Consider the following 20,311-nt stretch of genomic DNA (forward strand, 5'->3'; position numbering starts at 1 on the left):
CCATGATGCGCAAGGATCGGGACATGGGACGGCCGCCCCCACCCGCCGTCGGCTGGACCCGGCTCAGGTGCCGCAGGTGAAGGTGCGCCGGTAGTCGGCGGGCGACGTGCCGAGGATGCGTTGGAAGTGCTGCCGCAGATTGGCCCCGGTGCCGAGGCCGGCCATCGCGGCGATTTGCTCGATGCTGCACTCTGACTGTTCGAGCAGCTCGCGAGCCCTGTCGATGCGGGCGCGCACCACCCACTGCATCGGCGTGTGCCCGGTCTCCTTGAGGAAGTGCCGTGAGAAGGTGCGAGTCGAGACGGCCGCGTGTCGGGCCAGCAGGTGCAGGGTGAGCGGTTCTTCGAGCCGATGCAGGGCCCACTCGCGGGTCGCAGCGAAGCGCGCACCGTGGGGCTCGGGCACGCTGCGCTGCACGTACTGCGCCTGGCCTCCGCTGCGGTAGGGGGCGGCGACCAGGCGCCGGGCGGTGTGGTTCGACGCGGCGACCCCGAATTCGCTGCGGAGGATGTGCAGGCACAGGTCGATTCCGGAGGCGGCGCCGGCCGAGGTCAGGGCATCGCCCTCGTCGACGAACAGGACGTTCTCGTCGACCTGTACCTGTGGGTGCTTCGCCGCCAGTGCCTGGGTGTAGTGCCAGTGCGTCGTCGCACGTTTGCCGTTGAGCAGGCCCGTGGCGGCGAGGGCGAAGGCGCCGGTCGAGATGGCGGCGAGGCGGGCGCCCCGATCGTGGGCGGCGATCAGGGCGTCGAGGATGGCTTGTGGTGGATCCTCGCGGTCCGGGAACCGGTAGCCGGGGACGAAGACAAGGTCGGCCCACGCCAGCGCCTCGAGACCGTGGGAGACGGCGTAGGCCAGCCCGTCCCCGCCGGTGACCAGGCCGGGGGCCGCGCCGCAGACGCGCACCTCGCACGGCATGCTCGGGCGCGTCGTGAACACCTGCGCAGGAATGCCGACGTCAAGTGGCTTTGCGCCGGCCAGGACCAGGACGGCGACGCGTCGGAGCGGGGAGGCCGCGATGTGGTGCATGTGAGCTCTCTTCTCCCTCGTCCGTGTTGGGCACGGTGGTGCATGGTCGCTGGGGGCGGGGCCACGCGTTCGTCCCTGACCGCCGAGCGGACCCGAACTCCCAAGGTTGCTTCCGTACATGATCAACGATCAGGTCCACCACGTCCGCCGTTCCGTGAGGTCCCGTGCGAGCAAGAGCTGAACGACACCCTTCCATTTCGGACTCTTGTTCAGCATTGCGGAAAGCTGTTCTGTCGATCTAGCATTGCCGAGGTGTGCGGCTCAGCGTGGAGGAGGGGGACTTCGGGCGTGAAAGAGCTGATCAACGACGTTCGCAACGTGGTACCGGAGATGATGGAGGGGCTCGTCCTCGGCAACCCCGAGGCTGAGGTCCTTGACGGTGAAGCGGTGGCCGTCAGGAGGACGCGCACGATGGACGTGGCGGTCGTCTCCGGTGGCGGCGCCGGGCATGAGCCCGCGCATGTCGGATTCTGTCAGCCCTGACTGACGCCATGGGTCAGACCCCGGCACCCGGCGCGCGACCGGGTCGGTGAGGACGGCACGGCGCTGATCGAGGCATCGGTGCGCAAGTCGGGGCGGCCTGATCGTCCGCGCCCCCTGGTGTACAGCCAAATTCCGTTAGGAGAACGATGTCCCACTCACCTGTGGATCTCCATATGAAGGAACTTCCGAGGCTACCGTTCGACAACCCAGCCATACTCGGCATCGCGCCCCGGATGCGCGCGCTGCAGCAGGAGGGGCCGATCACCAGGGTGCGGACCGCCGGTGAGGATGCCTGGCTGGTCACCCGCTACGACGAGGTGAGGGCACTACTCGCCGACCGCCGACTCGGTCTCAGCAATCCCAACCCACAGGAGTCGGCCGAGAACACGGCCAGGGGCACCATGATGGCGCTGATGGCCGGGGACGACTACGACACCGAGGCCACCAAGCATCCGCAGATGCGCGCGCTGCTCGTGCCCCGGTTCTCCACGCGCCGGATGCGCCTGATGCAGACCCGGATCGAGCACCACGTGGACGACCTGCTCGACGAGTTGGCCGCCGGCCCCGCGCCGGTCGACCTGCACCGCGCGCTGTCGTTTCCGTTGCCGACCATGGTGGTCTGCGATCTGCTCGGCGTTCCACTGGCCGACCGGGAGCGGTTCGGGCAGTGGGCGAGAGGCACATTCGACCAGAGCGACGACCAACACTCGGCGAACACCTTTCAAAAGGTTGTCGACTACATCACGGAACTGGTGGTGCGCAAGCGGACCGAGCCGGGCGACGACATCCTGTCCGAGCTGATCGCCGAGGACGGCGGCGCACTGTCCGACGAGTACATTGCCCAATTGGGCTGCGCTGTGCTGTTGTTCGGCTACGAGACCACCATTGTTCGGATCGACCTGGGCACCCTGCTGCTGCTGCGCAATCCGGCCCAGCGTGCCCTGCTGGCCGAGAATCCCGCACTCGCGCCGGCCGCGGTCGAGGAGATCCTGCGCCTGGGCGTCGGCGGCAAGGGATCCAACGCGCTGATACCCCGCTACGCGCACAGCGACATCACCGTCGGCGAGACGGTGATCCGAGCCGGAGACGCGGTGAAGCTGGCCATCGGCGCGGCCAACATCGACGGCCGGGTGTTCCCCGACAGCGACCTGTTCGACCTGACCCGGCACAAGCCCAAGACGCACATGGCATTCGGGCACGGCATCCGGCACTGCATCGGCCGCACGCTGGCCCGGATCGAGCTGACCGCGGTGTTCGAGCGGCTGTTCCGCAAACTGCCCAACCTGCGACTCGCGGTACCCGAGGAGTCGCTGCGCTGGCAGGAGCACCGGATCACCGGCGGGTTCGACGAACTCCCCGTCACCTTCTGAGTGGCATTGCGCGACCGGATGTTTGACGCTCCTTCCCCCACGCACAGACATCACGAGGACAAGGAACCATGACGGACACTTTCAGCGACTACGTCGACTGCACGCCTCTTCTCGACGACCGTGAGGCCCTCGACCGGTTCTACGACGAGCACGGCTATCTCTATCTGCGCGGCGCTCTGGACCGTGAACTCGTGCGGACCGCCGCCGAGCAGATGCTCGAGGGCCTGATCGCACTCGGCCACGCCGCCCCCGGCACCACGCTCGACACCCTCACCATCGAGTCCTTCGAGGCGGTCGACGAGGTGGCGATGCACGACTACGTCAAGTACGACGACCTGTGGAACCACCCCTCGACCCTCAAGGTCTGGGAGAAGGTCTTCGGCGAGCCCGTCTTCGTTTTCAAGTCGACGACGATCCGCTACTACCCCTCCGCCGCGGGCTCCGCGGAGCCGAGCTTCCTGACGCCGCTGCACCAGGACGGCTTCTACATCGGCCCGAACAAGGACTTCCGCACCGCCTGGATGCCGCTGCTCGCGACGACCCGCGGCACAGGCGGCGTCGCCGTCGCCGACGGCAGCCACAAGAAGGGCCCGCGCGAGCACGTCGTCACCGAGAACTTCCGCCGCTTCGGCCACGCCGTGCGCGGTATCCCGGCGGAGGAGTTCGGCGCGGACGAGCAGCTGCTGTTCTCGCCCATGGAACCGGGCGACGTGATCATCTTCCACGCCTTCACCTGTCACAAGTCCATCCCGAACGTCTCGGTGGACCCGGCCGGCATGCGGATGTCGATGGACACCCGGATCCAGCCCGCCTCCTCGCACCGCGGGTTCAACTCCCTGACCCCCTGGCCGGAGTCCGCGAAGGACACCTCCAAGGGAATCCTGTCGAAGATCACCGGCACCCCCACCACCACCGAGTGACGGTGTTGCCCCCGGCACCCGCCTCAACCGTCCCCCACAAACGCCTGGGTAGGCAGCGCATGACGAACCGCGAGGGCCTCCCCCCTCTGAAGGACCCCAACGCGACACCAGAGCCCTCGGTCGGCACGGAGCCGGCCGCCGCGGGGCTCAGTGGCCTCGCCCTCGTGGTGGTGCTCACCGGATACGCCCTGTCCATCGTGGACGCCTCCATCGTCAATGTGGCGCTGACCTCGATCAGTCACGATCTCCACGGCGGCCCCGCCGCACTGGAGTTGGTGGTGTCCGGCTACGGCCTGACCTACGCCCTCGGCCTGGTGCTCGGCGGACGGCTGGGCGACGCGTTCGGCAGACGGCGCCTGTACGCCTACGGGCTCGCGGCGTTCACCGTCACCTCGGCGCTGTGCGGACTCGCCCCGACCGTCGAGTTCCTCGTCGGGGCCCGGCTGCTGCAGGGCGCCGCCGCCGCCATGCTCGTACCCCAGGTGCTGGCGACGATCCAGGCGGCCACCGAGGGCCGGGCTCGCGCCCGTGCGATCGGCATGTACGGCGTGACCGCGGCCCTCGGCATGGTCATCGGGCAGATCCTGGGCGGGCTGCTGGTCTCGCTGGACGTCGCCGGGATCGGCTGGCGGTCGGTCTTCGCGATCAATGTGCCGATCGGAGCGGCAGCGTTGCTGGCCGTCCGGCGCGTCCCCGCGACCAGGGCCGACGCGAAGCCAGGCTTCGACCCGGTGGGCACCGTGCTGTTCGGTGTCACCATGGTCTGTGTCCTGGCCGTGGTCGTGGCGGGCCCCGACCTGGGCTGGCCGCTGTGGCTGTGGTCGCTGCTCGCGGTCGCCGCGGTGGGGGCGCTGGCGCTGGTGCGGGCCGAACGCGGGCTGGAGGCGCGGGGCGGCTCACCGCTGCTGTCCCCGGCGGTGCTGTCCCGTCCGGGGATGCGCAGGGGGTTGGCGGCGGTGGTGCCGTTCTCGGCCGGCTTCGGCGCCTTCCTGTTCGTCTACGCGCTCATCGCGCAGGGTCACTTCGGCTTCGACGGGCTCGCCTCCGGCGCGGTGCTGTCGCCGTTCGCCGTGGCGTTCTTCGTGGTGGCGATGTACACCCCGAGGATCGCGGCGGCCCTGGGCGGCCGGATCGTCACCCTGGGCGCCGTCGTCCAGGGCGCGGGCCTGCTGCTGCTGGCGCTGGTGATCCGGCTGGGGTGGCCGCATCCCTCCCTGGCGCTCGTGCTCGTCGGGATCGCCTTCTTCGGCGCAGGCGCGGCGCTGATCGGCCCGACGCTGTTCCGGACGATCCTCGCCGACGTACCCCCCGCGCAGGCCGGCATGGGCAGCGGTGTGCTGGTGACCAGCCAGCAGATGGCGACCGCGCTGGGCGCGACCGGCGGCGGAACCCTCTATCTCTCCCTGGCCGGTTGGCTGTCGACGGCGTCGGCGACCGTGCTCGTTCTCGCCCTGTTGGTGTGTTTCTCGGTGACCGTTCTCGTGATCAGCCTGAAGCTCCCCGACCCCAGCTGACACCCGCGCCCCTCGAACGGCGCGATCCGATCCGGACCTTCTCGTTGGCAATGGTGCGCCGTCCTTCGGCGTACCCGCGCGCAGTAGCGGAGACAGCCAAGTGCAGTTACAGACAAGGACAGCCGTGGTGACCGGCGCGGCCAGCGGCATCGGCCTCGCCCTCAGCGCCCGCTTCGCACGGGCCGGCGCCGGCGTGGTCATGGCGGACGTCGAAGGCGACGCACTGCACCGCCGGGCCGCCGAACTCACCGCACAGGGTGCTCAGGTCACCGCGGTAACCGCCGACCTGACCGACCCGGACGCCGTCGAACGGCTCGCAGACACGGCATTCGACCGGCTCTGCAACATCGACGTGGTGTGCAACAACGCCGGGGTCCTCGGCCCCGTGGGACAGCCCCTGTGGGAGGCGCCGCTGGAGCGGATGCGGCAGGTCTTCGAGGTGAACCACTGGGCGCACGTCCTGGTTACCCGCGCCTTCGTCCCCCGGCTGCTGGAGCGCGGCCGGCCCGCCCATCTGATCCACACCGCCTCGATGTCCGCCTTCGTCGTCGGCGCCGGCAGCGCCGCCTACGCCGCCTCCAAGCACGCCGACCTCGCGGTCGCCCGCAGTCTGCGCGCCGATCTGCGGGGCACTGGGGTCCGGGTGTCGGTGCTGTGTCCCGGCCGGGTCGACACCCCCATGGTCCAAGGCCTGACGGCCCCGCGCGGTGCGGGCGGCGACACCTCGGTGAGCGCCGAGGACGTCGCCCAACTCGTGTGGGAGGCCCTCGGCTCCGACCGCTTCTATCTCTTCAGCAACTCCGACGCCCCGCTGCGGCTGCGCGACCAGTTCGACGACGTATGGCGTCATGTTTCCCTTCCGCCCCCTTCCCCCGAGGAGGAGCTGTGGCCCGCGCCGAAAGCGACGACCGTAGCGATGAAACACTGACCATCGACCTGGAAGCGGTGAGGGAGAAATACCGGCAGGAACGCGACAGGCGCAGCGTCGGTCGCACCTACCAGTTCGCGCGCGGTGACTTCAGCCGCTACGCGCGAGACCCCTACACCGAGCGGCAGGAGCGCCAGCCGCTCACCGACGAGGTGGACGTCGCCGTCGTCGGCGCCGGCATCGGCGGCCTGCTGACCGGCGCCCAGCTGCGCAAGGAGACCGGCCTGGAGCGCATCCGGCTGATCGACGAGGCCGGCGACGTCGGCGGCACCTGGTACTGGAACCGCTTCCCCGGCGTCCGGTGCGACGTCGAGAGCTACATCTACATGCCGCTGCTCGAAGAGATCGGCACGACACCTACCGAGAAGTACTCCACCGGGCCCGAGATCTTCGCCCACCTCCAACAGATCGCTCACAAGTACGACCTCTACCGCGACGCCCTCTTCCAAACCACCGTCACCGAGCTGCGCTGGGACGAGGCCGCCGGGAAATGGCTGGTGAGCACCGACCGCGGGGATCTGATCCGGGCCCGGTACGTGGCCATGTCGATCGGTCTGATGCACCGACCCAAACTCCCCGGGCTGCCGGGCCTGGAGACGTTCGCCGGGCACTCCTTCCACACCAGCCGCTGGGACTTCGACTACACCGGCGGCGACAGCACCGGCGGCCTGACCAAGCTGAAGGACAAGAAGGTCGGCGTCATCGGCACCGGCTCGACGACCATCCAGCTCGCCCCGCACCTCGCCGAGTGGGCCGAGCAGCTCGTCCTCTTCCAGCGCACCCCGGCCGCGGTCGACGTCCGCGGCAACCGGCCCACCCCGCCCGACTGGACGGACAGCCTCGAACCGGGCTGGCAGCAGCGCCGGATGGAGAACTTCCACGCGCTGACCTCCGGCATCCCGCAGGACGAGGACCTGGTCCAGGACCGCTGGACCCAGACCACGGCCAAGCTGGCCGCCGCGATCCTGCCCACCGGCGACACCGGGGGCGACCCGAAGGAGCGGGCGCTCGCGGCCGAGCGGGCGGACTTCCTCAAGATGGAGGAGCTGCGCGCCCGCATCGACAGCGTCGTCACCGACCCCGAGACCGCCGCCGCCCTCAAGCCGTACTATCGCGTGTACTGCAAGCGGCCCTGCTTCCACGACGGCTACCTCCAGACCTTCAACCGCCCCAATGTGACCCTGGTCGACACCCAGGGGCAGGGCGTGGAGCGGCTCACCCCGGCCGGGGTGGTCGCGAACGGCCGGGAGTACCCGGTCGACTGCCTTGTCTTCGCCACCGGCTACGAGCACGAGTTCGCCGTCCCGTACACCGACCGCGCCGGCTACGACATCGTCGGCCGCGACGGCGTGAAGCTGTCCCAGAAGTGGGCGGACGGGGCGCACACCCTGCACGGACTCCAGGTGAACGGCTTCCCCAACTGTTTCATCCTGTCCAAGGTCCAGGCCGGCCGGCACGTCAACATCGCCTACATGCTGGGCGAGCAGACCCGGCACCTCGCGCACATCGTCAAGTGCGTCGAGGAGCGCGGCCACCAGGTGGTGGAGGCCTCCGAGGCCGGCGAGAAGGAATGGGTCGCGGAGATCCTCCGGCTCGCCACCAACGACATCGACTTCCTCGAGAACTGCACGCCCGGCCTCTACAACAACGAGGGCAACCCGAGCGGACTGCCCCTGCTCAACTCCAGCTACGGCGGCGGCTCGGTGGAGTTCGTGAACATCCTCAGGCGCTGGCGCGAGGCGGGCGACCTCGCCGGCCTCGAACTGCGCTGACCACCCCACCCTTCTGCGAAAGGCGGCAACGCCCATGGACGTAACGCCGATATCCGGCGCTGCTCTCGGCGCCGTCGTGCACGGCGCCCATGTCACCGGCGACATGGACAAGACCCAGTTCGAGGAGATCTGGGCGGCGCTCGACGCGCATCTCGTACTCGTCTTCCGCGGCCACGAGACCCCCTCCTACGAGGAGTTCCTGGCCTTCGGCCACCGCTTCGGGTACATCCCGAAGACCGGCCTGACCAGCGGCGCCCACCCCGACCACAACGAGATCCTGATCGTCTCCAACCTGGTGGAGGACGGCCGCAAGATCGGCGTCGGCGATGCCGAGTGGATGGGCTGGCACACCGACTACTCCTTCCGCCCCCACGTCTCCCAGGTCGGCTTCCTGGAGGCCGTGGAAGTGCCGTCCTCCGGCGGCGGGGAGACCCTCTTCACCGACATGTACGCCCTGTACGAGTCGCTGTCGCCCGAAGAGCGCCGGCACCTGCACTCCTACCGGGTCCGCCACGCCCTGCGCAGCGGGTACGAGGAGACCATTGAGGAGGAGCTCCAGGGCGAGGTGTCCCTCGGCGAGAGCACCGGACAGATCCAGCCCGAGGACGGCACCTCCACCATCCACCCGCTGATCGCCCGCAATCCGCGCACCGGCCGCCAGTCGGTCTACATCAGCACCCTGAACACCAAGCGGATCGTGGACCTCACCCCCGACGACAGCCGCAAGCTGCTCGACGAACTGCTGTCGCACGCCGGCAAGCCCCAGTACACCTACGCCCACACCTGGCAGCCCGGGGACATCGTCATGTGGGACCAGCTCGGCACCGTCCACGCCAAGCAGGCCTTCGACCCGGCCGAACGGCGCATCATGCGCCAGGTCGTCAGCATCTTCGACGACCCGGCCGCCCCCTGGCGCGCGGAGGTCGCCGCATGAGCGAGCGAAGCGATCGAGTAGTCGAAAGGCGCGCTGCTCCCGCCTGCCTCAGCCACAGCCGGGCCACGATCACCCCGGCGCTGCGCGCCGCCGTCGACCGGCTCGACCACCGCTCACGTCACCAGGCGGCCTACCACTTCGGCTGGATCACCGCCGACGGCGCGCCCACCAGCGCCGACGCCGGCAAGGCCGTACGGCCGGCGCTCGCGCTGCTGTCGGCCGAGGCGGTCGGCGCACCGCCGGAGGTCGCCCTGCCCGGCGCCGTCGCCGTGGAGCTCGTGCACAACTTCTCCCTGGTGCACGACGATCTGATGGACGGCGACGAGGAGCGCCGCCACCGGCGCACGGTGTGGAAGCTGTGGGGTCCCTCCAGCGCCATCCTGACCGGTGACGCGATGCTGGCGCTCGCCCAGGAGGTGCTGCTGGACACCGGGCTGCCGACGGTGGTTCCCGCCGCCCGGCTGCTGGCGCGCACCACCCGGCATCTGATCCGCGGCCAGGTCCAGGACCTGTCCTTCGAACAGCGCTCGCACGTCACGGTCGAGGAGTGCGTCGACATGGCCGCTGGCAAGACCGGCGCGCTGCTGTCGGCGAGCGCCGCGATCGGCGCCGTCCTCGCCGGGGCACCGGGGGCGACGGTGGACGCGCTGGCGCTCTACGGCGACCAGGTCGGCGTCGCCTTCCAGCTCGTCGACGACGTTCTCGGCATCTGGGGCGACCCGGCCGTCACCGGCAAATCGGTCCACTCCGATCTGCGCTCCCGTAAGAAGTCCCTGCCGGTGAGCCACGCACTGAACCAGGACGGCCCGCTCAGCGACGAGCTGGCCGCCTGGCTCACCACCCCCGGCGAACCCGACGAGGAGGAACTGCGGCGCGTGGCCGGCCTGATCGAGGGCGCCGGCGGCCGGGACTGGGCGCTGGCCGAGGCCGCCCGGCGGATGGCGCTGGCCGAGGACGCGCTGCGCGGTGTCGAGCTGGACGCCGGCGCGCGGGACGAACTCCTCGCGCTCGGGCGGTTCGTCGTCGACCGCGAGGTCTGAGACCGGGCCGGCCCCCGTACCCGTATGCCCCTTTCTGACTTCTGACTCGCCGATCAGCGCAGCACCCCCGCCAGGGCACCACCATGCCCGCTGCCCCTCCGCAACCCACTCCCAAGGATTCCCTCATGCCCCAGGACGTCGACTTCCACATACCCCTGCCGGGCCGGCAGAGCCCGGATCACGCGCGGGCCGACGCCGAGCAGCTCGCCTGGCCGCGGTCGCTCGGGCTGATCAAGTCCGAGGCGGCGGCGACCCGTCATCTGCGCGGCGGCTACGCCGACCTGGCCTCCCGCTTCTACCCGCACGCCACCGGCGCCGACCTGGACCTGGGCGTCGACCTGATGTCGTGGTTCTTCCTCTTCGACGACCTCTTCGACGGGCCGCGCGGCGAGAACCCGGAGGAGACCAAACAGCTCACCGACGCGGTCGCGGCGGCGCTGGACGGCCCCCTCCCCGACACCGCGCCCCCCATCGCCCACGGCTTCGCCGACATCTGGCGGCGCACCAGCGAGGGCATGACACCCACCTGGTGCGCGCGCAGTGCCCGGCATTGGCGCAGCTACTTCGACGGCTACGTCGACGAGGCGGAGAGCCGCTTCTGGGACACGCCGTACAACTCCGCGGCCCAGTACCTGGCCGTGCGCCGACAGACCATCGGGGTGCAGCCGACGGTCGACCTCGCCGAGCGCGCGGGCCGCTTCGAGGTGCCGCACCGGGTCTTCGACAGCACCGTGCTCTCCGCGATGCTCCAGATCGCCGTCGACGTCAATCTGCTGCTCAACGACATCGCCTCGCTGGAGAAGGAAGAGGCCCGCGGCGAGCAGAACAACATGGTCATGATCCTGCGCCGGGAGCACGGCTGGTCCAAGGACCGCAGTGTCGCCCACATCCAGGGCGAGGTGCGCGCCCGCCTGGAGCAGTACCTCCTGCTGGAGTCCTGCCTGCCGCAGGTCAGCGACATCTACCGGCTCGACGAGGCCGAGCGCGAGGCCCTGGAGCGCTACCGCAACGACGCCGTGCGCACCGTGATCCGCGGTTCCTACGACTGGCACCGCTCCTCGGGCCGCTACGACGCCGAGTTCGCGCTCGCCGCCGGTGCCCAGGGCTACCTGGAGGAGCTCGGCAGCACCGCACACCAGTAACACACACCCGCGCCCGGCCGTCGCGGCGGCACAGCTGTCAACTGACCGGAACAGCTGTCAACAGATCAGTAGAGACGGGAAGTTGAGAATCGAAATGACCGAGCAGACCACCTTCTCGGCGGGAGCCGCGCCCGGGGCGCTCCCCGTCGTGGGACACGCCCTCCAGATGATGCGTCACCCCGTGAACTTCATGACCTCGCTGTCGGCCCACGGCGACCTGGTCGAGATCAGGATCGGCCCCACCACGGCCTACGTCCCGACCCACCCCGAACTGCTGCGGCACGTCCTGACCAACGACCGCATCTTCGACAAGGGCGGCGTCTTCTACGACCGTGCCCGTGACATCGCCGGCAACGGCCTGGTCACCTGCCCGTTCGCCGACCACCGCCGCCAGCGCCGGCTGATGCAGTCGGCGTTCACCCGCGGCCAGCTCAAGCGGTACGCCGAGGCCATGCACGCCGAGATCGAGGACACGGCGTCGCGCTGGCAGGACGGCATGGTCGTCGACGCCTTCCAGGAGATGTACGGCATGGCCCTGCGCACGGTCGGCCGCACCCTGTACTCCACACCCGTCAGCTCCGAGCTGGCGGCGAAGGTGGAACGTTCCTTCGACGTCGTGCTCAACGGCCTGTTCCGGCAGATGTTCCTGCCGGCCTCGATCCGCCGGCTGCCCCTGCCGTCCCAGCGCCGCTACAAGAGCAACCTGGACTTCCTGCACGAGACCACCCAGCAGCTCATCGACGACTACCGCAGCTCCGACACCGAGCGCGACGACCTGCTCGCCGCCCTGATCGCCTCCCGCGACGACGACGGCGGCCGGCTCGGCGACAAGGAGATCCACGACCAGGTCATCACCGTCATGGCGGCCGGCACCGAGACCGTCGCCGGCACCCTCACCTGGGTCTTCTACCTCCTCTCCCAGCACCCGGAGATCGAGGCCGCGCTCCACGACGAGATCGACACCGTCCTCGACGGCCGCGCCCCGCAGTGGGACGACCTGCCGAACCTCTCCCTGGCCGACCGGATCATCTCCGAGACGCTGCGACTGCACCCGCCGGCCTGGCTGTTCACCCGCCTCACCGCCTCACCGACCGAACTCGCGGGCCGTCAGCTGCCCACCGGCTCCACCGTCGTCTTCAGCCCCGCCGCGGTCGCCCAGTACGAGGACGCCTTCGACAACCCCAAGAAGTTCGACCCCGACCGCTGGCTCCCGGACCGTATCGCGCCGGCCTCCCGCCACGCCTACGTGCCGTTCGGCACCGGCGCCCGCAAGTGCATCGGCGACCTCTACGCACGCACCGAGGCCACCCTGGGGCTCGCCACCATCCTCGGCCGCTGGCGGGTCACCTGCGAGCCCGGCATGGACATCCGCCCGGTCCCGCTGGCCACCGTCTACCACCCGCGCCGACTGCGCCTGAGGCTGGACGCACGCACCCCGCGCCGGATGACCCCCGCCGTCCTCGCACCGGCCGGCGGTGACGCGACGTGAGCGAAGGGAACGTCGTCCTGGCCCAGCCGCGCGGCTTCTGCGCGGGCGTACGGCGCGCCATCGGCATCGTCGAGCGGGCGCTGGACCTGCACGGGGCGCCGGTGTACGTGCGCAAGGAGATCGTGCACAACCACTACATCGTCTCGGAGCTGCGAAAGCGCGGCGCGGTCTTCGTCGACAGCGAGGAGGAGGTCCCGCAGGGCGCGGTCTGTGTCTTCTCCGCGCACGGCGTCTCCCCCGGAGTGCGCTCCGCCGCCGCCGGCCGGCAGCTCGAAGTCATCGACGCCACCTGCCCGCTGGTCTCCAAGGTCCACCAGGAAGCGGTGCGCTTCGCCCGCGACGGCCGCACCATCCTCCTCGTCGGGCACGAGGGCCACGAGGAGGTCGAGGGCGTCATCGGCGAGGCCCCCGACCGGATCGTCGTCATCGAGACCGAGGACGACGTACGGCGCCTCGGCCTGCCCGACGACACCCCGGTCGCCGTCCTCACCCAGACCACCCTCTCGTTCGACGAGACCGAGCGCGTCGTCGAGGCCCTGCGCGCCCGCTTCACCGACCTGATCACCCCCGGCGACGACATCTGCTACGCCAGCCAGAACCGGCAGAACGCCGTCAAGGACCTCGCACGCGACAACGACCTGGTCCTGATCGTCGGCTCGCACAACTCCAGCAACTCGCTGCGCATGGTCGAGGTGGCCCGCGACCACGGCGCCGTCGCCCATCTGGTGCCCGACGAACAACACCTCGAAGCGGCCTGGCTGAAGGACGTGTCGTCGGTCGGCATCAGCGCCGGGGCCAGTGCCCCGGAGATCCTCGTCGACGGGCTCGTCGCCCGGCTCGCCGAACTCGGCTTCGACCAGGTCGAGCTCCAGCGGGGCATCGCCGAGGACGTCATGTTCTCCATGCCCGGCCGGCTGGCCGACCCGGTCACCGGCCGCGTCCCGCAGACACCGCTGGCCGGCGAGGTCTCGCCCGCACCCGGTGGGGTGCGATGAATCCACCACTGGAGAAAGAGGGTTGCGCCATGCCACGCCTGGAGGAGATCCGGGGGCCGGAGGACCTGCGCGCCCTGTCCCCGCACGCGGCCCGCGAACTGGCGCCGCAGATCCGGCGGCTGCTGGTGGACACCTGCACCGCCAACGGCGGCCACCTCGGCCCCAACCTCGGGGTCGTCGAACTGTCCATCGCCCTGCACCGCGTCTTCGACTCCCCCCGCGACAAGATCCTCTGGGACACCGGCCACCAGGCCTACGTCCACAAGATCCTCACCGGCCGCACCGAAGCCCTCGCCACGCTCCGCAAGACCGGCGGCATTTCGGGCTACCCCAGCCGCGCCGAGTCCGAGCACGACGTCATCGAGAACTCGCACGCCTCGACCTCCCTGTCCTGGGCGGACGGCCTCGCCCGCGCCAACGCCCTGCTCGGGCAGAGCGACCGCGCCGTGGTCGCCGTGCTCGGCGACGGCGCGCTCACCGGGGGCATGGCCTGGGAAGCCCTCAACAACATCGCGGCGGCCCTCGAACGCCCCGTCGTCGTGGTCCTCAACGACAACGGCCGCTCCTACGCCCCCACCGCCGGCGCCGTCGCCGGACACCTCGCCGACCTGCGCGCGGGCGACGCCCCGCAAGCCCTGTTCGAGAACCTGGGGCTCGCCTACGTCGGCCCGGTGGACGGCCATGACATCGAGGCCGTGGAGACGGCGCTGCGCGAGGCCGTCGCCCTGCGCAAGCCCGTGGTGGTGCACTGCGTCACCGAGAAGGGCCGCGGCCACGTCCCCGCCGAGCAGGACCACACGGACCGCTTCCACGCCGTGCGCGCCGCCTCCGCCCAGAAACCGGGGGGCGCACCCAGCTGGACGTCCGTGTTCGGCAGCGAGCTGGCCGACCTCGCCGCCGACCGGCCGGACGTGGTCGCCATCACCGCGGCCATGCTCGACCCGACCGGGCTCAGCGAGTTCGCCCGCCGCCACCCCGAGCGCGTCATCGACGTCGGCATCGCCGAACAGCACGCCGTGACCGCCGCCGCGGGGCTGGCCCTCGGCGGGGTGCACCCGGTCGTCGCGCTGTACGCCACCTTCCTCAACCGGGCCTTCGACCAGCTCCTGATGGACGTGGCCCTGCACCGCGCCCCGGTCACCTTCGTCCTGGACCGGGCCGGCGTGACCGGCGACGACGGCCCCTCACACAACGGCATGTGGGACCTGTCGCTGCTGAACCTCGTGCCCGGCCTGCGGCTGGCCGCCCCACGCGACGCCGCCACCCTGCGCCGCGCCCTGCGGGAGGCCGTGGCCTGCGACGACGGCCCCACCGCCCTGCGCTTCCCCAAGGGCTCCAGCGGAGCGGACATCCCGGCCGTGGACGTCTACGCCGAGCTGGACGTCCTGCACCGCGGCGAGCGTCCCGACATTCTCCTGGTCGCCGTCGGCGCCATGGCCGCCACCTGCCTCGACGTCGCCGAACGGCTGGCCGAGCGGGGCGTCGGCGTCACCGTCGTGGACCCCCGCTGGATCAAGCCGGTGCCGCCCGAGCTGACCGGGCTCGCCCTCGATCACCTGCTGGTCGCCACGGTCGAGGACAGCGGCCGCGTCGGCGGCGTCGGGGCGCGCGTCGCCCAGGCGCTGAGCGACGCCAAGTCGGGCCTGCCGGTGCACGTCTTCGGTATCCCGCAGCGCTTCCTCGAGCACGGCTCACGGGCCGACGTCCTGGAGGCCAGCGGCCTCACCCCCCGCCATCTCACCCACGCGCTGCTGGAGGCCCTGCCCTCCGGATGGCAGGCCCGGCGGGAAGCCACCGCCTCCCTCGCCGTCGGCTGACACCGGGCACCCCGACGGGCGGTCGGCGCCCACCCGCACGGCGACGACCCCTCCGACCGCCCGTGACCCCGCTGCCCGCGAGGCGCGCCCGCTCCCGCCGCCACGCCTTTCTCCAGCACTTCCACAGCCCTCAACGGCACACAGTCATCAGCCACAACCCGGTCCGCCCGGACCGGCCGACCATCTTGGGGAACTGTCATGCCTGTCGCTCTCGGAGTGCCGACGGTGCCGCCGAGGCTGGCCCGACGACGTACCAGCCGTCAGATCCACGTAGGCACCGTACCCGTGGGCGGCGACGCCCCGGTCTCGGTCCAGTCCATGACCACGACCCGCACGTCCGACATCGGCGCGACCCTCCAGCAGATCGCCGAACTCACCGCGTCCGGCTGCCAGATCGTCCGCGTCGCCTGCCCCACCCAGGACGACGCCGACGCCCTGTCGACGATCGCCCGCAAGTCGCAGATCCCGGTGATCGCGGACATCCACTTCCAGCCGAAGTACGTGTTCGCCGCCATCGAGGCCGGCTGCGCGGCCGTGCGCGTCAACCCGGGCAACATCAAGCAGTTCGACGACAAGGTCCGCGAGATCGCGCGGGCCGCCAAGGATCACGGCACTCCGGTCCGTATCGGGGTCAACGCGGGCTCGCTCGACCGCCGTCTGCTGAAGAAGTACGGCAAGGCCACCCCGGAGGCGCTGGTCGAGAGCGCGCTGTGGGAGGCGTCGCTGTTCGAGGAGCACGACTTCCGGGACATCAAGATCTCCGTCAAGCACAACGACCCCGTCGTCATGGTCGAGGCGTACAAGCAGCTCGCGGCGCAGTGCGACTATCCGCTGCACCTCGGTGTGACGGAGGCGGGCCCAGCCTTCCAGGGCACCATCAAGTCGGCTGTCGCGTTCGGCGCGCTGCTGTCCCAGGGCATCGGCGACACCATCCGCGTCTCCTTGAGCGCGCCGCCCGCCGAGGAGGTCAAGGTCGGCCTCCAGATCCTGGAGTCCCTGAACCTCAAGCAGCGCGGCCTGGAGATCGTGTCGTGCCCGTCCTGCGGGCGCGCCCAGGTCGACGTCTACAAGCTGGCCGAAGAGGTCACGGCCGGACTGAAGGGCATGGACATCCCGCTGCGCGTGGCCGTCATGGGGTGCGTGGTGAACGGCCCCGGGGAGGCCAGGGAAGCAGACCTCGGCGTCGCCTCCGGCAACGGCAAGGGGCAGATCTTCGTCAAGGGCGAGGTCGTCAGGACCGTACCCGAGTCGAAGATCGTCGAGACGCTCATCGAGGAGGCGTTCAAGCTCGCCGAGCTGATGCGGCAGGACGAAGACGACGATTCTTCCGAGGCCGCCCCCTCCGCCGGGCAGGAGAGCGCCAAGTGAGCACACCGACCACCGTCAAACAGCTCGACCGGGTCGTGATCCGCTTCGCCGGTGACTCCGGCGACGGTATGCAGCTGACCGGCGACCGGTTCACGGCACAGACGGCTTCATGCCGGAGCTGGGCATCGTGCGCGAGAACATCGTCTTCGTCCCGGGCATCGGCTGCTCCTCCCGCTTCCCGTACTACATGAACACCTACGGCATGCACTCCGTGCACGGCCGGGCCCCCGCCATCGCGACCGGCCTGGCCTGCGCCCGCCCCGACCTGTCGGTGTGGGTGGTCACCGGCGACGGCGACGCCCTGTCGATCGGCGGCAACCATCTGATCCACGCCCTGCGCCGCAACGTCAACCTCAAGATTCTGCTGTTCAACAACCAGATCTACGGGCTGACCAAGGGCCAGTACTCGCCGACCAGCGAGCAGGGCAAGGTCACCAAGTCGAGCCCGATGGGCTCCCTCGACGAGCCGTTCAACCCGCTGTCGCTGGCCATCGGCGCCGAGGCGTCCTTCGTCGCCCGAACGATCGACTCCGACCGTAAGCACCTGACGGACGTCCTGCGCCAGGCCGCCGCCCACCCCGGCACGGCCCTGGTGGAGATCTACCAGAACTGCAACATCTTCAACGACGGCGCCTTCGACGCGCTCAAGGACCCCGCCACCCGCGACGACGCCCTGCTGCGCCTGGAGCACGGCAAGCCCTACCGGCTCACCCCGGACGCCGACGAGGTCGTCCACGACGTCGCGGACCCCGACCCCACCGCCGCCTTCGCCCTCTCCCGGCTGCGGCATCCCACCCCCATCGGCGTCCTGCGCGACGTACGGCGCCCCGCCTACGACCGGCTGATGGACGACCAGCTGGAGCGGGCCGTCGCCGAGCGGGGCCGGGGCGACCTGGCCGCGCTGCCGGCCGGCAACGACACCTGGACGGTCGGGGCCTGAGCCCCCGACGAGAACCGCACACCGACAGCGACACGAGCTAAAGGAAGCACCCGTGACCTACGTCATCGCCCAGCCCTGTGTGGACGTCAAGGACAAGGCCTGCATCGAGGAATGCCCCGTCGACTGCATCTATGAGGGCCGGCGGTCCCTGTACATCCACCCGGACGAATGCGTCGACTGCGGCGCCTGCGAACCGGTCTGCCCCGTCGAGGCGATCTTCTACGAAGACGACGTGCCCGGGGACTGGACGGACTACCACAAGGCGAACGTCGAGTTCTTCGACGACCTCGGCTCGCCCGGCGGCGCCAGCGGCCTCGGCCCGGTCGAGCGCGACCACCCGCTCGTCGCCGGACAGCCGGTCCGCACGGCATGAGCCAGGTCGGAGGGGACCGCCGGGCGGGGGTCACCGTCCGGGCGCCGGGCAAGGTCAACCTGACGCTGTCGGTGGGCCCCCGCCGCCCGGGCGGCTACCACGAACTCACCACCGTCTTCCTGGCGGTCAGCCTCCACGACGTGGTGCGGATCGCCCCCGCACCACGGCTCACCGTCACCGTCCGGGGCCCCGGCGCCGCCGACATCCCCGCCGGCGACGGCAATCTGGCGGCGCGGGCGGTCCGCCTGATCGCCCGCGCCGCCGGGGTCGAACCGGCCGTCGCCGTCCACATCGACAAACGCATCCCCGTCGCCGGCGGCATGGCCGGAGGCAGCGCCGACGCGGCGGCCGCGCTGGTGGGCTGCGACGCGCTGTGGGGCCTCGGCCTCTCCCGGGAGGAACTGCGCCTCCTGGCCGCCGAACTGGGCAGCGACGTCGGCTTTCCGCTGTACGGCGGGGTCGCGCTGGGCACCGGACGCGGTGAACTCCTCACCCCGCTGGAGACCTCCGGCGCCGGGGTGTTCCACTGGGTCTTCGCGGTGTCCCCGCACGGCCTGGCCACCCCGGCGGTCTTCCAGGAGCACGACCGGCTGAGGCGAACGCGGCCCACCGACGGCGAGCGGCCCGCGCCGGAGCGGGTGGCGGCGGTGACCGACGCGCTGGACAGCGGCGACGCCGCCCTGCTCGCGGCGGCCGTCAAGGACGCCAACGACCTCCAGGAAGCCGCCCTGTCCCTGCGCCCGGAGCTGGCGGACACGCTGCGGCTGGGACCGGAGCACGGCGCCCTGGCCGGCCTGGTCTCGGGCTCGGGGCCGACCTGTGCCTTCCTCACGGAGTCGGCACACGCGGCGGCGACACTGGCCACTGCCCTGTCCGCGACCGGCCGCTACCGCGACGTCCTCGTCACGGCCGGCCCGACGGGCGGCTGTACGGCGGTCCCGGACTGAACCGAGGGCTGTCGAGGGCCGTAGCGGAGCGGTCCAGCGGGAACGCCGAGGGGCCGGTACCGGATCTCTCCGGGTACTGGCCCCTCGGCGTTCGACGCGAGGCGTAGCAGCTCAGGCCGCGGAAACCGCTCCCGCCGCAAACGCCTTGAGGTCGAACGCGGAATCTGATCGCGGACGCGGGGTTGGGCCCGCTGGTCCGCCTGGCCGAGCGCGCCGGCCTGCCCGCCCTGGTCGGCGACAGGCTGCGCATCGAAGGCGCCGGCAGCGGTGCCGGGGCCAATCCGGCCGCGAAGGTGATGACGCTGGTCGCGGCGATGTGCGCCGGGGCCGACTCCATCGACGACACCGACCGGCTCCGGCACGGCGCGATGGGCCGACTGTTCGACGGGGTGCGCGCGCCCTCCACGCTGGGCACCTTCCTGCGCGCCTCCACGCACGGGCACAACCGCCAACTCCACTCGGTTCACCGGGACTTCCTCGCCCGCCTGGCCCGCACCGCCCCCCTGCTGCCCGGCGTCGACCGGGTGGCCTTCGTAGACATCGACCCCACCCACGGACGCGTCTACGGTCGCGCCAAGCAGGGCGCCGAGGTCGGACGGTTCAAGGGCGTACGCACCCTGCACCCGATCCTCGCCACCCTCTCCACGCCGCTGGCCCGCCCGGTGACCGCGGCGGTCCGGCTGCGGCGGGGCAAAGCGGCCGACGCCCGCGGAGCCGGGCCCTTCACCGCCGAGGCCCTCGCAGCCACCCGGCAGGCCGGCGCGAGCGGCACGGTGACCGTCCGCGCGGACAGCCAGTTCTACAACGCCGACGTCGTGGCCGCCTGCCGCCTGCCGCCTGCCGCCTGCCGCCGAGCGAACGCCCGCTTCTCCGTGACCGTGCGGATGAACCAACACGTCGCCGCCGCGATCAGCGCCATCGACGAGGACGCGTGGACGGCGATCCGCTACCCGGACGCGTTCGTGGACCCCGACACCGGCGAGCTGGTCTCCGACGCCGAGGTCGCCGAGATCACCTACACCGCGTTCACCGGCCGCAAGAAGGCCGAGCACGTCACCGCGCGGCTGATCGTGCGCCGCGTCCGCCGCTTGAACGCCGGGGTCGCGGCCGGGCAGGGCGAGCTTCTAGGGCACGTATTCGGTCGTGATCAATCTGCGCGATTCACCCTCGCGGCGGGTCCTGATCCGGTAGACCGTGTTACGTGACGCGAGCGCAATTGACGGATGCGGAGTGGGTGTTGATCGAGCCGT

The 20,311-nt window shown here is 70.9% G+C and carries 17 protein-coding genes and 1 pseudogene; 17 read left to right on the forward strand and 1 reads right to left on the reverse strand.

Annotation, left to right across the window (positions count from 1 at the left end; genetic code table 11):
* Window positions 1–63 precede the first annotated feature (63 nt).
* The gene (locus KV557_RS36725; protein ID WP_218205960.1) at window positions 64–1,020 is read right to left on the reverse strand and encodes a GlxA family transcriptional regulator; all 957 of its coding nucleotides are present in this window, start codon (window positions 1,018–1,020) and stop codon (window positions 64–66) included.
* Between the two features lie 297 nt (window positions 1,021–1,317).
* Between KV557_RS36725 and KV557_RS36730 the strand changes: the two genes are divergently transcribed.
* From KV557_RS36730 to KV557_RS36810, 17 genes and pseudogenes are all read left to right on the forward strand, one after another.
* Window positions 1,318–1,512, forward strand: coding sequence for a dihydroxyacetone kinase subunit DhaK (locus KV557_RS36730; RefSeq protein WP_218205941.1), 195 nt, complete (start codon window positions 1,318–1,320; stop codon window positions 1,510–1,512).
* 173 nt (window positions 1,513–1,685) lie between these two features.
* Window positions 1,686–2,882: a pentalenolactone synthase gene (gene penM / locus KV557_RS36735; protein ID WP_218205942.1), complete on the forward strand. Its 1,197-nt coding sequence runs from the start codon at window positions 1,686–1,688 to the stop codon at window positions 2,880–2,882.
* Window positions 2,883–2,950: 68 nt separating this feature from the next.
* Window positions 2,951–3,802: a 1-deoxypentalenic acid 11-beta-hydroxylase gene (gene ptlH / locus KV557_RS36740; protein WP_218205943.1), complete on the forward strand. Its 852-nt coding sequence runs from the start codon at window positions 2,951–2,953 to the stop codon at window positions 3,800–3,802.
* A gap of 59 nt (window positions 3,803–3,861) precedes the next feature.
* Window positions 3,862–5,316, forward strand: a complete 1,455-nt coding sequence (locus tag KV557_RS36745; RefSeq protein ID WP_218205944.1) for an MFS transporter — start codon at window positions 3,862–3,864, stop codon at window positions 5,314–5,316.
* A gap of 127 nt (window positions 5,317–5,443) precedes the next feature.
* Window positions 5,444–6,244 carry a 1-deoxy-11-beta-hydroxypentalenate dehydrogenase gene (gene ptlF / locus KV557_RS36750; protein WP_308130252.1) on the forward strand — a complete coding sequence of 267 codons (801 nt, stop codon included), beginning with the start codon at window positions 5,444–5,446 and terminating at the stop codon, window positions 6,242–6,244.
* A 17-nt stretch (window positions 6,245–6,261) separates the two neighbouring features.
* Window positions 6,262–8,016: a neopentalenolactone/pentalenolactone D synthase gene (gene ptlE / locus KV557_RS36755; RefSeq protein ID WP_308130253.1), complete on the forward strand. Its 1,755-nt coding sequence runs from the start codon at window positions 6,262–6,264 to the stop codon at window positions 8,014–8,016.
* A 34-nt stretch (window positions 8,017–8,050) separates the two neighbouring features.
* Window positions 8,051–8,950: a neopentalenolactone/pentalenolactone F synthase gene (ptlD, locus tag KV557_RS36760; protein ID WP_218205947.1), complete on the forward strand. Its 900-nt coding sequence runs from the start codon at window positions 8,051–8,053 to the stop codon at window positions 8,948–8,950.
* Entirely contained in the window at window positions 8,947–9,990 is a 1,044-nt protein-coding gene (locus tag KV557_RS36765; protein ID WP_218205948.1) for a polyprenyl synthetase family protein, read from the forward strand. The genes ptlD and KV557_RS36765 overlap by 4 nt, the downstream gene beginning before the upstream one ends.
* A gap of 125 nt (window positions 9,991–10,115) precedes the next feature.
* Window positions 10,116–11,132 carry a pentalenene synthase gene (ptlA, locus tag KV557_RS36770; protein WP_218205949.1) on the forward strand — a complete coding sequence of 339 codons (1,017 nt, stop codon included), beginning with the start codon at window positions 10,116–10,118 and terminating at the stop codon, window positions 11,130–11,132.
* 94 nt (window positions 11,133–11,226) lie between these two features.
* Window positions 11,227–12,621, forward strand: a complete 1,395-nt coding sequence (ptlI, locus tag KV557_RS36775) for a pentalenene oxygenase (RefSeq protein ID WP_218205950.1) — start codon at window positions 11,227–11,229, stop codon at window positions 12,619–12,621.
* Window positions 12,618–13,616 (forward strand): 4-hydroxy-3-methylbut-2-enyl diphosphate reductase, encoded by a 999-nt coding sequence (ispH, locus tag KV557_RS36780; RefSeq protein ID WP_218205951.1) that lies wholly within the window; start codon window positions 12,618–12,620, stop codon window positions 13,614–13,616. Before ptlI ends, ispH begins: the two co-directional genes overlap by 4 nt.
* Window positions 13,617–13,645: 29 nt before the next feature.
* Window positions 13,646–15,433 (forward strand): 1-deoxy-D-xylulose-5-phosphate synthase, encoded by a 1,788-nt coding sequence (locus KV557_RS36785; protein WP_218205952.1) that lies wholly within the window; start codon window positions 13,646–13,648, stop codon window positions 15,431–15,433.
* A gap of 198 nt (window positions 15,434–15,631) precedes the next feature.
* Entirely contained in the window at window positions 15,632–16,801 is a 1,170-nt protein-coding gene (gene ispG, locus KV557_RS36790; protein ID WP_218205953.1) for a flavodoxin-dependent (E)-4-hydroxy-3-methylbut-2-enyl-diphosphate synthase, read from the forward strand.
* A gap of 103 nt (window positions 16,802–16,904) precedes the next feature.
* Window positions 16,905–17,741, forward strand: a pseudogene (locus tag KV557_RS36795) (2-oxoacid:ferredoxin oxidoreductase subunit beta); the annotation flags it as partial.
* Between the two features lie 52 nt (window positions 17,742–17,793).
* Window positions 17,794–18,114 (forward strand): ferredoxin, encoded by a 321-nt coding sequence (gene fdxA, locus KV557_RS36800; RefSeq protein ID WP_116153610.1) that lies wholly within the window; start codon window positions 17,794–17,796, stop codon window positions 18,112–18,114.
* The gene (locus KV557_RS36805; RefSeq protein ID WP_218205955.1) at window positions 18,111–19,061 is read left to right on the forward strand and encodes a 4-(cytidine 5'-diphospho)-2-C-methyl-D-erythritol kinase; all 951 of its coding nucleotides are present in this window, start codon (window positions 18,111–18,113) and stop codon (window positions 19,059–19,061) included. The genes fdxA and KV557_RS36805 overlap by 4 nt, the downstream gene beginning before the upstream one ends.
* A gap of 167 nt (window positions 19,062–19,228) precedes the next feature.
* Window positions 19,229–20,266 carry a transposase gene (locus tag KV557_RS36810; RefSeq protein WP_308130254.1) on the forward strand — a complete coding sequence of 346 codons (1,038 nt, stop codon included), beginning with the start codon at window positions 19,229–19,231 and terminating at the stop codon, window positions 20,264–20,266.
* Window positions 20,267–20,311 lie beyond the last annotated feature (45 nt).

Source organism: Kitasatospora aureofaciens (assembly GCF_019192735.1).
Lineage (GTDB): Bacteria > Actinomycetota > Actinomycetes > Streptomycetales > Streptomycetaceae > Kitasatospora > Kitasatospora aureofaciens_A.

Coding starts and splice junctions, on each gene's coding strand:
- penM (WP_218205942.1), top strand. CDS start 1,686: ATGAAGGAACTTCCGAGGCTACCGTTCGACAACCCAGCCATACTCGGC.
- ptlH (WP_218205943.1), top strand. CDS start 2,951: ATGACGGACACTTTCAGCGACTACGTCGACTGCACGCCTCTTCTCGAC.
- KV557_RS36745 (WP_218205944.1), top strand. CDS start 3,862: ATGACGAACCGCGAGGGCCTCCCCCCTCTGAAGGACCCCAACGCGACA.
- ptlD (WP_218205947.1), top strand. CDS start 8,051: ATGGACGTAACGCCGATATCCGGCGCTGCTCTCGGCGCCGTCGTGCAC.
- KV557_RS36765 (WP_218205948.1), top strand. CDS start 8,947: ATGAGCGAGCGAAGCGATCGAGTAGTCGAAAGGCGCGCTGCTCCCGCC.
- ptlA (WP_218205949.1), top strand. CDS start 10,116: ATGCCCCAGGACGTCGACTTCCACATACCCCTGCCGGGCCGGCAGAGC.
- ptlI (WP_218205950.1), top strand. CDS start 11,227: ATGACCGAGCAGACCACCTTCTCGGCGGGAGCCGCGCCCGGGGCGCTC.
- KV557_RS36785 (WP_218205952.1), top strand. CDS start 13,646: ATGCCACGCCTGGAGGAGATCCGGGGGCCGGAGGACCTGCGCGCCCTG.
- ispG (WP_218205953.1), top strand. CDS start 15,632: ATGCCTGTCGCTCTCGGAGTGCCGACGGTGCCGCCGAGGCTGGCCCGA.
- KV557_RS36805 (WP_218205955.1), top strand. CDS start 18,111: ATGAGCCAGGTCGGAGGGGACCGCCGGGCGGGGGTCACCGTCCGGGCG.